General features: G+C 69.9%; 13 protein-coding genes and 2 pseudogenes. 8 read left to right on the forward strand and 7 right to left on the reverse strand.

The window, feature by feature from the left end; genetic code table 11:
* Position 1 precedes the first annotated feature (1 nt).
* Positions 2-667, reverse strand: coding sequence for a DNA-binding response regulator (locus ABZ016_RS32965; protein ID WP_356920365.1), 666 nt, complete (start codon positions 665-667; stop codon positions 2-4).
* A 75-nt stretch (positions 668-742) separates the two neighbouring features.
* Between ABZ016_RS32965 and ABZ016_RS32970 the strand changes: the two are divergent.
* From ABZ016_RS32970 to ABZ016_RS32980, 3 genes and pseudogenes are all read left to right on the forward strand, one after another.
* A pseudogene (locus tag ABZ016_RS32970) lies at positions 743-1,160 on the forward strand (aldo/keto reductase); the annotation flags it as partial.
* Between the two features lie 108 nt (positions 1,161-1,268).
* A complete protein-coding gene (locus tag ABZ016_RS32975) occupies positions 1,269-1,895 on the forward strand; it encodes an NAD(P)H-binding protein (protein WP_356920366.1) in 627 nt (208 codons plus the stop codon).
* A gap of 237 nt (positions 1,896-2,132) precedes the next feature.
* Positions 2,133-2,288: pseudogene (locus ABZ016_RS32980) on the forward strand (metallophosphoesterase); the annotation flags it as partial.
* Positions 2,289-2,398: 110 nt separating this feature from the next.
* Here the strand turns inward: ABZ016_RS32980 and ychF are convergent.
* Positions 2,399-3,487, reverse strand: a complete 1,089-nt coding sequence (ychF, locus tag ABZ016_RS32985; protein WP_356920367.1) for a redox-regulated ATPase YchF — start codon at positions 3,485-3,487, stop codon at positions 2,399-2,401.
* Between the two features lie 171 nt (positions 3,488-3,658).
* Here ychF and ABZ016_RS32990 point away from each other — a divergent pair, with 171 nt between their 5' ends.
* Positions 3,659-4,234, forward strand: a complete 576-nt coding sequence (locus tag ABZ016_RS32990; RefSeq protein WP_356920368.1) for a DUF6542 domain-containing protein — start codon at positions 3,659-3,661, stop codon at positions 4,232-4,234.
* 75 nt (positions 4,235-4,309) lie between these two features.
* On the opposite strand, the gene ppgK is transcribed toward ABZ016_RS32990, so the two are convergent.
* Together ppgK and ABZ016_RS33000 are read right to left on the reverse strand one after the other, a co-directional pair.
* Positions 4,310-5,056, reverse strand: coding sequence for a polyphosphate--glucose phosphotransferase (ppgK, locus tag ABZ016_RS32995; RefSeq protein WP_356920369.1), 747 nt, complete (start codon positions 5,054-5,056; stop codon positions 4,310-4,312).
* A gap of 69 nt (positions 5,057-5,125) precedes the next feature.
* Entirely contained in the window at positions 5,126-6,151 is a 1,026-nt protein-coding gene (locus ABZ016_RS33000) for a 4-hydroxy-3-methylbut-2-enyl diphosphate reductase (RefSeq protein ID WP_356920370.1), read from the reverse strand.
* Between the two features lie 166 nt (positions 6,152-6,317).
* On the opposite strand from ABZ016_RS33000, the gene xseA reads away from it, so the two are divergent.
* The 3 genes from xseA to ABZ016_RS33015 all read left to right on the forward strand — a co-directional run bounded on the left by xseA (position 6,318) and on the right by ABZ016_RS33015 (position 8,511).
* The gene (xseA, locus tag ABZ016_RS33005) at positions 6,318-7,526 is read left to right on the forward strand and encodes an exodeoxyribonuclease VII large subunit (protein WP_356920371.1); all 1,209 of its coding nucleotides are present in this window, start codon (positions 6,318-6,320) and stop codon (positions 7,524-7,526) included.
* A gap of 9 nt (positions 7,527-7,535) precedes the next feature.
* Positions 7,536-7,781 (forward strand): exodeoxyribonuclease VII small subunit, encoded by a 246-nt coding sequence (locus tag ABZ016_RS33010; protein ID WP_356920372.1) that lies wholly within the window; start codon positions 7,536-7,538, stop codon positions 7,779-7,781.
* Positions 7,782-7,920: 139 nt separating this feature from the next.
* Positions 7,921-8,511 carry a malonic semialdehyde reductase gene (locus tag ABZ016_RS33015; RefSeq protein ID WP_003992699.1) on the forward strand — a complete coding sequence of 197 codons (591 nt, stop codon included), beginning with the start codon at positions 7,921-7,923 and terminating at the stop codon, positions 8,509-8,511.
* A gap of 61 nt (positions 8,512-8,572) precedes the next feature.
* Here the strand turns inward: ABZ016_RS33015 and ABZ016_RS33020 are convergent, their stop codons facing one another.
* Complete coding sequence (locus ABZ016_RS33020; RefSeq protein ID WP_356920373.1) at positions 8,573-9,097, reverse strand: DUF4245 domain-containing protein; 525 nt, start codon at positions 9,095-9,097, stop codon at positions 8,573-8,575.
* A 127-nt stretch (positions 9,098-9,224) separates the two neighbouring features.
* Here ABZ016_RS33020 and glpX point away from each other — a divergent pair, with 127 nt between their 5' ends.
* Positions 9,225-10,259: a class II fructose-bisphosphatase gene (gene glpX, locus ABZ016_RS33025; protein ID WP_356920374.1), complete on the forward strand. Its 1,035-nt coding sequence runs from the start codon at positions 9,225-9,227 to the stop codon at positions 10,257-10,259.
* Positions 10,260-10,440: 181 nt separating this feature from the next.
* On the opposite strand, the gene ABZ016_RS33030 is transcribed toward glpX, so the two are convergent.
* The gene (locus ABZ016_RS33030; protein ID WP_356920375.1) at positions 10,441-10,818 is read right to left on the reverse strand and encodes a WhiB family transcriptional regulator; all 378 of its coding nucleotides are present in this window, start codon (positions 10,816-10,818) and stop codon (positions 10,441-10,443) included.
* A 181-nt stretch (positions 10,819-10,999) separates the two neighbouring features.
* Positions 11,000-11,689, reverse strand: coding sequence for a DUF1707 domain-containing protein (locus tag ABZ016_RS33035; RefSeq protein ID WP_356920376.1), 690 nt, complete (start codon positions 11,687-11,689; stop codon positions 11,000-11,002).
* Between the last annotated feature and the right edge of the window lie 107 nt (positions 11,690-11,796).

Here is an 11,796-nt window from a genome sequence, read left to right on the forward strand (position 1 = left end):
CTCACCCGCGCATCAGACCAAGCTCCCCGGCCCGCACGCCGGCCTGGAAGCGTGAGGCAGCGTCGAGACTGGTGAGCAGCTCGGCGACCCGGCGGCGGTAGGTGCGCAGCGACATGCCCAGTTCCCGTGCGGCCGCCTCGTCGGTGGCGCCGGAGCCCAGGGCGCGCAGGACTTCGATGGCGCGGTCGTCGATGCGGGGCCGGGACCCGTCCAGGAATGCCGTCAGGTCGATGGCGCTTGCCCAGGCGGCCTCGAAGAGGGCATAAGTCCCGCGGATCAGCGCCGGTGAGGCGCTCATCGTGTAAGTGCGCGGGCCTGGGACGGCCGAAACGGCGGGCGCCGGATCGGTGAGGACCATGGTCCGCCGGTCGATGATGACGGTTCCCTGCGGGAGTGGCGCCGTGGCGATCCGCACCTGGAAGCCACGGGCGGCCATATCACGCAGGGCCTCACGGTCACCCTCGTCGACCAGAGCTGCGGGACTGTACAGCTTGCGTGCTCGCGGTGCCCCGCCTCGGCGCGCATGGAGGCGGGCGGCTTCGCGGGCTCCGGGCCACGTGTCGAGGTCGTGGGCGATGTGGACCCACTCCGCGTCGCTCGACTCCGTCAAGGGCTTGATCCGAGCCCAGAACTCGGTCTCGCCGCGGAGCTCCATGACCTGTGACATAGCCCCATTGTGCCGCGTTGGCAGCAAGCTGCCACGAGCTCGCCCGGAAAGCGGGCGCCGTAGAGGCTGACGAGCATGAGTATCGGATTTCGTCTCGGCCGCGACCTGGATGTCAACCGGATGGGTTTCGGCGCCATGCGTCTGCCGTCGAGGGACGGCATGTTCGACCCTGCCCGCCAACCCGGGGCCGGCCAGGCCGTACTGCACCGCGCGGTGGAGCTGGGCGTCAAATATGCGGCCCCTCGTCGAGACAGACTTGGAGAGCCTGGACCTGGACTGCTTCGATCTGGTCTATCTACGCATCGGCGCCATGTTGCCCCCGCACGGGGAGTCCCTCGCAGCACGCTTCGAGGCGCTGGCGGCGCTGCGCGAAGAGGGCCTCATCCGTCATCTCGGCATCAGCAACGTGGACGCAGGTCACCTCGCAGAAGCCTGTGCCATAGCACCCGTCGCCGCCGTCCAGAACCACTACCACGCTGCCCAGCGCGACGACGCCGACCTCCACATGGCCGCCGCAGAGATCACCCTCACCGCTGAAGACCTGGCCGATCTCACCTGAGCATCGGTTCATCCCACTTCCCACACAAAGGAAGCGCACTCCATGAAGCTCTTGATCCTCGGGGCGACCGGCCCCACCGGCCGCCACGTCGTCGACCTGGCCATTCGGTCCGGCGATACCGTCACGGTCCTGGCCCGCAGGCCGGAGGCACTGCACGATCTGGCGGGCCGGATCACTGTGGTGGCCGGAGACGCCACCTCGCACGACGACATCGCCAAAGCCATGACCGGGCAGGACGCCGTCATCTCGGCCCTCGGCAGGAGCACCTCGGTGCGCGCCGACGATCTGTTCACCCGTGCTGCGGCGGCAGTGATCGGCGCGGCCAAGGAGGCGGACGTGTCCCGCCTGGTGTGGCTGTCCTCTTTCGGCGTCGGCGACACCTACCGCTCGGCGAGCCTCGCGCAGAAGGCCATGTACAGCACGTTCCTGAGGAACATCTACGCGAACAAGGAGGTCTCCGAGAAGGGGATCCGCTCCAGCGGCCTGGACTGGACGCTGGTCTACCCGACCATGCTGACCAAGGGCCCCGCCAAGGGCACGTACCGCGTCGGCGACCGGCTCCCGATGAAGGGCAACCCGACGATCAGCCGCGCGGACGTGGCGGACTTCCTGTACAAGGCGGCCCGCAGCCCGGAGTGGATCCACCGCGACGCCGTCATCTCCGACTGAGCCTCCCGCCTCCGTGCCGCCCCTTCCGTCCACCGCTGCACCAGCGACTTCGCACCCGGCAGCCTGTACGAAGAAGTCAGGGGGTCATTTCCGGTGGCGCGGAGCGCCCGCAGATGCACGGCGGCGCGGTCGAGCAACTGCGTGAAGGCGAGCGGGCCTGCCGGCCCCGGGGCGCCGTTTCCCGGCCACGCCGTCTGGCGGTGATCACCGCGTCGCGTCGGCTCCACTCGCTTCCGCGTGGCCGCGCTGGCCAACCCGACGGTCGCGGGACTCGAACGGTACGGGGACACGCAGCTGTACGTGTCACGGGGCGCCGGTGCCTGGGGCCAGCCCACCCGGGTCGGGGCACCGTCCGACGTGACAGTGGTGGAACTGGCGTCGCGGCAGGCGTGACTTCGAAATCCGCCGAGGCACCCCTCGCAGCAAGGGGTCTGACCCCGAAGAGTCAGACCCCATTTGACCTGCATGTTTGCCAGATCAGCGAAGTGATCGTGCGTCACCCGCTACACGTTGAAGCGGAACTCCACCACGTCCCCGTCCTGCATCACGTAGTCCTTGCCCTCCATGCGCGCCTTGCCCTTCGCGCGGGCCTCCGCGACCGACCCCGTCTCCACCAGGTCGCCGAAGGAGATGACCTCCGCCTTGATGAAGCCCTTCTGGAAGTCGGTGTGGATGACACCGGCGGCCTCGGGGGCCGTGGCGCCCTTCTTGATGGTCCAGGCGCGGGATTCCTTGGGGCCGGCCGTGAGGTAGGTCTGCAGGCCGAGGGTGCGGAAGCCGACGTGGGCGAGGGTGGCGAGGCCGGGCTCGTCCTGGCCGACGGACTGGAGGAGTTCGAGGGCCTCTTCCTCGTCGAGCTCGGCGAGGTCCGCCTCCAGCTTGGCGTTGAGGAAGATCGCCTCGGCGGGGGCCACCAGGGCACGCTGCTCGTTCTTGAAGTCCTCGTCGGTCAGCTCGTCCTCGTCGACGTTGAAGACGTAGAGGAAGGGCTTGGTGGTCAGCAGGTGCAGGTCGTGCAGGAGCTCGTTGCGCTCGGTGCCCTGGACGATGCCGTGCGCGAAGAGCGTGTCGCCCTTCTCCAGGATCTCCTTGGCCTCCTCGACCGCCTTGACCTTCGGCGCGAGGTCCTTCTTGATGCGCGACTCCTTCTGGAGCCGGGGCAGGACCTTCTCGATCGTCTGGAGGTCCGCGAGGATCAGCTCCGTGTTGATCGTCTCGATGTCGTCCTTGGGCGAGACCTTGCCGTCGACGTGGACGACGTTCTCGTCCTTGAAGGCGCGGATGACCTGGCAGATCGCGTCGGACTCGCGGATGTTCGCGAGGAACTTGTTGCCCAGGCCCTCACCCTCGGACGCACCGCGCACGATGCCCGCGATGTCGACGAAGTCGACGGTCGCCGGGAGGACGCGCTGGGAGGAGAAGATCTCGGCCAGTTTTGCGAGGCGGGGGTCGGGGACGCCGACCACGCCCACGTTCGGCTCGATGGTGGCGAACGGGTAGTTGGCCGCCAGCACGTCGTTCTTGGTCAGGGCGTTGAACAGGGTCGACTTGCCGACATTCGGCAGACCGACGATTCCGATCGTGAGCGACACGTTGCGACTTCCCGTGAGTGGAGAGGGCCAGGGGGCCAGGGGACCGGCCGATCCACCAGTCTACGGCGTGCCCGGAACCGTCCCGGGCGGCGTATCGAACGCGTGGCCAAGCCTCGACGCACGGCGTGTCTGAGGGCCCATTCGGCATATTGAACGACCTAAGTTGGAGCGGTGGAGCGATACAGGACGCGACCTGCCCAGTACGGACCGCGACGTGAGCGGCCGGGATCGTCCCTGCCGCCCCAGATGGGACGGGGCGCGGGCGATGGAGCGGTCCGGCAGCCGAAACCGCAGCGCCGTCCGGGGGCCGGGCGGCGGCCGGTCCTGGAGTCGGCCCCTTCCTCCGGCGGAATGCCGAACCCGCGGCTGACCGGGCTCGGCAGCGGACTGTTCTGCGCCGTGGTGATGTTCCTGCTCGGCGGGGTCTGCGCCCTGCTGTTCGGGGCGTCGCTCACGGCCTACGGCGTGCTGTTCCTGCCGGTGTGCGTGCTGACCGCCGTGTGGGTGCGCCGGGGGGACCTGATGACCGCGCCCGTCGTCGTGCCGATCGCGTTCGCCGTGGGGCTGCTGCCGGTGGCGGACGGCGAGGGAGGTGTCGCCGGCCGCCTGATGGGGCTCGTGACGGCGCTGGCCACGCAGGCCGGGTGGTTGTACGGGGGGACCCTGATCGCCGGGCTGATCGTGATCGTCCGGCGGATCCGGCTGGTACGGCTGCGGCGGGCGGGCGGGGCACGTCCGACGGCGTGACGTCCGACCGCGTGGCGTCCGACCGCGTGGCGTCCGACCGCGTGACGTTCGGCAGCGTGACGTTCGGCAGCGGGCCTAGTGGCCCGCGGCCCGCATCGCCGCCCCCACGATCCCCGCGTTGTTCTGCAGCTGCGCCGGGACGATCTCCGCCTGGATGCCCTCGATGTGGGGCAGGAACTTGTGGGCCTTGCGGCTGACGCCGCCGCCGATGATGAACCGCTCGGGCGAGAACAGCATCTCGACATGGGCGAGGTACTTGCGCAGCCGGTGCGTCGCCCAGTGCTCCCACGACAGGTCGTGGTCATCCCGGGCCTTGCTGGAGGCCCGCTTCTCCGCGTCGTGCCCGTCGAGCTCCAGGTGGCCCAGCTCGGTGTTGGGGACGAGGACACCGTCGGCGAAGACGGCGCTGCCGATGCCCGTGCCGAGGGTCAGCAGGATCACGGTGCCCGTGCGGCCGCGGCCGGCGCCGAAGTGCATCTCGGCGACGCCCGCCGCGTCCGCGTCGTTCACCACCGTCACCGGCAGTCCGCCCAGCCGCTCGCCGAGCAGCGCACGCGCGTCGGTGTCGATCCAGCTGTCGTCGACGTTCGCCGCCGTACGGATCGTGGCCCCGTCGGTGACCACGCCCGGGAACGTCACCCCCACCGGTCCCGTCCAGCCGAAGTGGTCGACGACCTGCTTGACGCCGTCGGCCACCCCGTCGGGCGAGGCCGGGTGCGGGGTGAGGACCTTGTGACGCTCCTGCGCCAGGTCACCCTTGTCCAGGTCCACCGGGGCGCCCTTGATCCCGGAACCACCGATGTCCACACCGAAGATCTGCATGGCCCTACGTTACGGCGTACGACTGACAGTCACGGGCCGAACAGCGAGGGCTGCCCGGCCCGTCCGCGATCACTTCGCGGAATTTTCACCGGTCCCGGCCCCGCCGCGCTCGGCGACCAGCGACGCCGCCTCCTCGCGCAGGTCGCGGCGCAGCTCCTTGGGCAGGGAGAAGGTGATGGACTCCTCGGCCGCCTTGACGATCTCGACGTCTTCGAAGCCGCGCTGGGAGAGGAACTCCAGGACCTGCTCGACCAGGACGTCCGGCACGGAGGCGCCCGAGGTGACACCGACCGTGGAGACGCCCTCCAGCCAGGCCTCGTCGATCTCGTCGGCGAAGTCCACGAGGTAGGCCTCACGGGCTCCGGCGATCTTGGCGACCTCGACCAGCCGCTTGGAGTTGGAGGAGTTGCGGGAGCCGACCACGATCACGAGGTCCGACTCGGCGCCCATCTGCTTCACGGCCAGCTGGCGGTTCTGCGTGGCGTAGCAGATGTCGTCGCTGGGCGGGGAGATGAGCTGCGGGAACTTGTCCTTCAGGGCGTCGACGGTCTCCATGGTCTCGTCGACGGACAGCGTGGTCTGGGAGAGCCAGACGACCTTGGACGGGTCGCGGACCTCGACCTTCGCCACATCGCCGGGCCCGTCGACGAGCTGGATGTGGTCGGGGGCCTCGCCGGAGGTGCCGATGACCTCCTCGTGGCCCTCGTGGCCGATCAGGAGGATGTCGTAGTCCTCGTCCGCGAAGCGGACGGCTTCCTTGTGGACCTTGGTGACCAGCGGGCAGGTGGCGTCGATGGTGGCGAGCTTGCCGCGCTCGGCCTCCTCGTGGACGACGGGGGCCACGCCGTGCGCCGAGAACATGACGATGTTCCCCGGAGGCACCTCCTCCGTCTGCTCGACGAAGATCGCGCCCTTCTTCTCCAGGGTCTGCACGACGTACTTGTTGTGGACGATCTCGTGCCGGACGTAGACCGGAGCGCCGTACTGCTCCAGCGCTTTCTCGACGGCGATCACGGCGCGGTCCACACCCGCGCAGTAGCCACGGGGGGCGGCGAGCAGGACACGGCGGCCAGGCGAAGCAGACATGCGTCCCATCGTAAGGCCGCGTTCGGCGGGTCGAAGATCGCATCCGTGTGACCCTCCCGGGAAGACTGACAGGACGCGAGCCGAATGCCGGATGCTGAACGACGCACGCCGACTGATGGATGCGGAGCGCGAGCGGTGAGCGGTGTTGTCAGCGGCGCCCACTACTCTCGCGGGCATGGCTGTGAACACGTCCGCGGAATCCCCGCTGCCCGTCGGTGAGGTGTCGCGGCTCATCGGGGGGTGGATCGACCGGCTCGGGGCGGTGTGGGTCGAGGGGCAGATCACGCAGTTGTCGCGGCGGCCGGGCGCGGGTGTGGTCTTCCTGACGCTGCGGGACCCGTCGTACGACATCTCCGTCAGCGTCACCTGCTACCGGCAGGTGTTCGACGCGGTCGCGGACGTGGTGAGCGAGGGGGCCCGGGTCGTCGTCCTCGCGAAGCCGGAGTGGTACGCCCCGCGGGGGCAGCTGTCGCTGCGGGCCACCGAGATACGGCCCGTCGGGGTCGGGGAACTGCTCGCGCGCCTGGAGCAGCTGAAGAAGGCCCTCGCGCGGGAGGGCCTGTTCGCGCCGGAGCGGAAGAAGCCGCTGCCCTTCCTGCCGCAGCTCGTGGGGCTGGTGTGCGGGCGGGCCTCGGCCGCCGAGCGGGACGTCCTGGAGAACGCCCGGCACCGCTGGCCCGCGGTGCGCTTCGAGGTGCGCAACGTCGCCGTGCAGGGCGTGCACGCCGTGCCGCAGGTGGTGCAGGCCGTGAAGGAGCTCGACGCGATCGAGGACGTGGACGTGATCATCGTCGCGCGGGGCGGCGGCAGTGTGGAGGACCTGTTGCCGTTCTCGGACGAGCAGCTCGTCCGCACGGTCGCGCAGTGCCGTACGCCCGTGGTGTCCGCGATCGGGCACGAGCCCGACAACCCGCTCCTCGACCATGTCGCCGACCTGCGCGCCTCGACCCCGACCGACGCGGCCAAGAAGGTCGTACCGGACGTCGGCGAGGAGTACGAGCGGGTGCGGCTGCTGCGGGACCGGGCGCGGCGGTGTGTGGCCGCGCTGGTCGAGCGGGAGGAGCGCGGGCTGGCGCACGCCCTCGCCCGGCCGTCGATAGAGGACCCGCACCGGATGATCGACGAGCGTGCCGACCATGTGGCGGACCTGCTCGACCGGGGCCGGCGCTGTCTGCGGCACCAGCTGGACCGGGCCGACTCGGAGCTGACGCACACGCACGCGCGCGTGGTGGCCCTCTCCCCCGCCGCGACCCTGAAGCGCGGGTACGCCGTGCTCCAGAAGGCGGACGGGCACGCCGTGCGCGATCCCGGCGAGGTGGAGGCCGGCGAGGCGCTGCGCGCCCGGGTCTCCGAGGGTGAGTTCTCCGTACGAGTGGACACATAGGGTGGGTGGATGACCAGCGAGGTTGATGAGACGCCGGACATGACCGAGGCGCTCGGGTACGAGCAGGCGCGGGACGAGCTGATCGAGGTCGTCCGGCGGCTGGAGGCGGGCGGTACGACGCTGGAGGAGTCCCTCGCGCTGTGGGAGCGGGGCGAGGAGCTGGCGAAGGTGTGCCGGCGCTGGCTGGACGGGGCGCGGGCGCGACTGGACGCCGCGCTGGCCGAGGAGGCCGCGGAGGAAACGGACGCCGAGTAGTCAGAGGCGGTGCATTGCGGGGTGACGTACGGCGCGTGACACACGACACCCCCAGGTTAGTTGAACGTTGAACTTCACTCGCGTACGGTCGGAGACGTCAGCCGGTGTTCCGGATCGACCGTCGCGAGAAAGTGCATTCATGTCCCTCGTTCTTGACCCCGCCGCCCAGGACCTGCTGTTCCGCGAGGCCCGTAGCGCCAACACCTTCACCGACGAGCCGGTGACCGACGAGCAGGTGCAGGCGATCTACGACCTGGTCAAGTACGGTCCTACCGCCTTCAACCAGACCCCGCTGCGCATCACCCTGGTCCGCTCCCCCGAGGCCCGCGAGCGCCTGGTCGCGCACATGGCCGAGGGCAACCGGCCCAAGACGGCGAGCGCCCCGCTGGTGGCGATCCTCTCCGCGGACAACGAGTTCCACGAGGAGCTGCCGCACCTGTTCCCGGCCGCCCCGCAGATCAAGGACATCTTCTTCTCCGAGCGCCCGGTCCGCGAGAACGCCGCCGCGCTGAACGCCGCCCTTCAGGCCGCGTACTTCATCGTCGGTGTCCGCGCCGCCGGTCTGGCCGCCGGCCCGATGACCGGTTTCGACTTCGAGGGCGTCCGCAAGGAGTTCCTGGACGACGACCACACCCCGCTGATGGTCGTCAACATCGGCCGCCCGGGCCCGGACGCCTGGTACCCCCGCTCCCCGCGCCTGGAGTTCGACCAGGTCGTGAAGACGGTCTGAGAGCCACACAGGAAAGGCCCCCGGCAGCGCGCCGGGGGCCTTCGCCGTGTACGGGGGGGTGTCACTCCGTCTTCAGTGCGTCCGCCATCTTCGTCAGCTGCGCGAACGACGCCGTGCCGGTCACGACCGTCGTCGAGCCCTTGGTGCCCTCGAGGACCAGCGCGTCGTACCGGCCGCCCTCGTAGCGGGTCCAGGTACGGCCGTCGATCTTCTCGGTCCGGCCGGTCTCCTTCGCCCCCTGCGTCCGCTCGTCGACGAAGAGGGGACGCCGCTGAGTGGACTGCTCGACCGCCACGTACTCCCCCTCGGGGTCGTGGAAGCCGAGGTGCCAGGCCTCGAACTCGTCACCCTGGTAGCGGACGGAGGTGGCTTTCCATGCGTCGGGCAGGCCCTCGGGCGCGGCCACGGGGTACGAGGCGGCACGGCGGGCCGTGAGCAGCTCGACCCGGTAGTCGACGCGTTTGGTCTCCTGCGGGCTGTCGTCATGCGGGATGAAGAGGTATATGAAGCCCGCGACGAGGACGATGACCGCCATGGAGAGGATCATGTCCCGTGCCGTCTTCTGCTTGCCGTTCGTGCCTGCCACGCCCCCTATCGTCGCAGGTCTCCGGTTTGCTCATCCGTGGGGGCCCCTGCTCATTTTGGCGTCTCGGAGATAGAGTCAGGCGACAGAACCCTCATCCGGCCGTCGTCGTACAGAAAGGTGCGCTCCGATGACCGAGCATCATCACTTGCCGTCCGAACTTGATGTGCCCTCCGAAGCCCCCGACCGCAACCTCGCCCTGGAACTGGTCCGGGTGACCGAGGCGGCGGCGATGGCCGCGGGCCGCTGGGTGGGACGCGGTGACAAGAACGGCGCCGACGGAGCCGCGGTGCGTGCCATGCGGACCCTCGTCTCCACCGTCTCGATGAACGGCGTCGTCGTCATCGGCGAGGGCGAGAAGGACGAAGCCCCGATGCTGTTCAACGGGGAGCACGTGGGCGACGGGACGGGGCCCGAGTGCGACATCGCCGTGGACCCGATCGACGGCACCACGCTGACCGCGAAGGGCATGACGAACGCGATCGCGGTGCTGGCCGCCGCCGAGCGCGGCTCCATGTTCGACCCGTCGGCGGTCTTCTACATGGACAAGCTCGTCACCGGCCCCGAGGCGGCCGACTTCGTCGACATCAACGCGCCGGTGGCGGTGAACATCCGCCGGGTCGCCAAGGCCAAGCGGTCCGCGCCCGAGGACGTGACGGTGGTGATCCTGGACCGGCCACGGCACGAGGGCATCATCAAGGAGATCCGGGACACGGGCGCGCGCATCAAGCTGATCTCCGACGGCGACGTGGCCGGCTCGATCCTGGCACTGCGCGAGGGCACGGGTGTCGATCTGCTGCTCGGCATCGGCGGTACACCGGAGGGCATCATCTCGGCCTGCGCGGTGAAGTGCCTGGGCGGGACGATCCAGGGCAAGCTGTGGCCCAAGGACGACGAGGAGCGGCAGCGTGCGGTCGACGCCGGGCATGATCTCGACCGGGTGCTGACGACGGAGGACCTCGTCACCGGGGAGAACGTGTTCTTCGTGGCGACCGGGATCACCGATGGTGAGCTGCTGCGCGGTGTGCGGTACCGGGCCGAGAACGCCACGACCGACTCGATCGTGATGCGGTCGCGGTCGGGCACGGTGCGGAGGATCTCTTCCGAGCACCGGTTGAGCAAGCTGCGGGCGTACAGCGCGATCGACTTCGACAAGGGGAAGTAGGGCCGCCTGGAGGGGTGGGGGCCGTTGCGTGTCGGCGGCTGCGGGTCTGCTGTGGCTGTTCGCGCCCACGCGGCGGAGCCGCATATCGAACACAGCCCCGCGCCCCTAAGAGAGCAGGGCAGCCTCCCGGCGTCGAGAGGGGCGCCCCCGGTGCGGCGGGGGCGCCCCTCTGGCGTTTGAGTCAGCCGGCCGCGGCTATCTGGTTCGCCGAGCGCGCCGCCTTCTTCAGTTCCATGTCGCGGCGGCGGCGCCGGGCCAGGACCACGCGGCGTTCGGCGGCGGTGAGGCCGCCCCAGACGCCGTAGGGCTCGGGCTGGAGCAGGGCGTGCTCGCGGCATTCGACCATGACCGGACAGCGGGCGCAGACCCGCTTCGCCGCCTCCTCGCGGGAGAGCCGGGCGGCCGTGGGTTCCTTGGAGGGGGCGAAGAAGAGGCCGGCCTCGTCACGCCGGCACACCGCCTCGGTGTGCCACGGGGCGTCCTGGTCCCTGTCTCGCGCTGGCACCCGCGGGGCCGGAACGGCAGCTACCTGCAGGGACGAATGCGGCGGTTGCAGCACGGTCTACTCCTGACGACGGCTTCGCGAGCGAGAGACGATGCAGCAAGGCCTACCCGCTGTGCGCGCGCCTATGCACTGAGTTCCGAACCGCTGGTTTCGCCCCCGTTCCAGGGGTCCGAGGGCCGGTTCACCGGTGACCGATTCGCTCCGAACGCCGGGCGAATTCGCGACTGTCAATGGTTCAGAGCTTGCGCAAACTCTTGTCGACCTTGCGCTGCACCCGGTCCAGAATGTCCGCGACGACCTTGCCGCGCCGGGGGCGCGCCTCGACGCTGCCCAGGACGGCCCAGCCGTCGACGTAGACGACCGGGGCCTGCGCGTCGTTCGAGTCGAGGGCGTCCACCTCGAAGCTGCCGAGCACCCCGCCGCCCATGCCGCGCAGCGAGACGTTCTCCGGGACGCGGATCTCGACGCTGCCGAAGAGCGCGAACGACTTGATGACGATCTGCTGGTGGTCGAAGAGGGCCTCGCTGAGGTCGATCTCGACGCTGCCGAAGACCGCGTAGGCGTGGATACGGCGGCCCGTGCGCCAGCGGCCCTTGCGGACGGCGCTGCTGAAGATCGCGACCACGTTGTCGTCCGGGTCGACGGGTATGGCACCGGCGGTGGGGCGGTACGGGGCCGGAGCCGGGGAGGGGCCGGGGACCTGGCGATGGGCGGCGGGCAGGTCCCGTATGAAGACCTCCAGTTCGCCGACCGTCTTGGCGCTCAGCACCCCCTCGACCCGCTCGGCGTGCTCGTCCGCGGTGAGACGGCCCTCGGCGAGGGCGTCGCGCAGGATGTCGGCTATACGGTCGCGCTCGGCGTCGGAGGCGCGGAGCTCGGAGCCGACGGGCGCGCCCTGCTGCAGGTCTGACTTCTGAAGGTCCACGGCAGCAGCGTACCCAAACACGATAGATCGCGACACCCCTCCGTCGCGGCCGACTGTGACGAACTGAGCCTTACCTCACGAGCTCACCCGTCAGCGGCGCGTTCTAG

The organism is Streptomyces sp. NPDC006372, from assembly GCF_040612515.1.
In the GTDB taxonomy this organism is placed as follows: domain Bacteria; phylum Actinomycetota; class Actinomycetes; order Streptomycetales; family Streptomycetaceae; genus Streptomyces.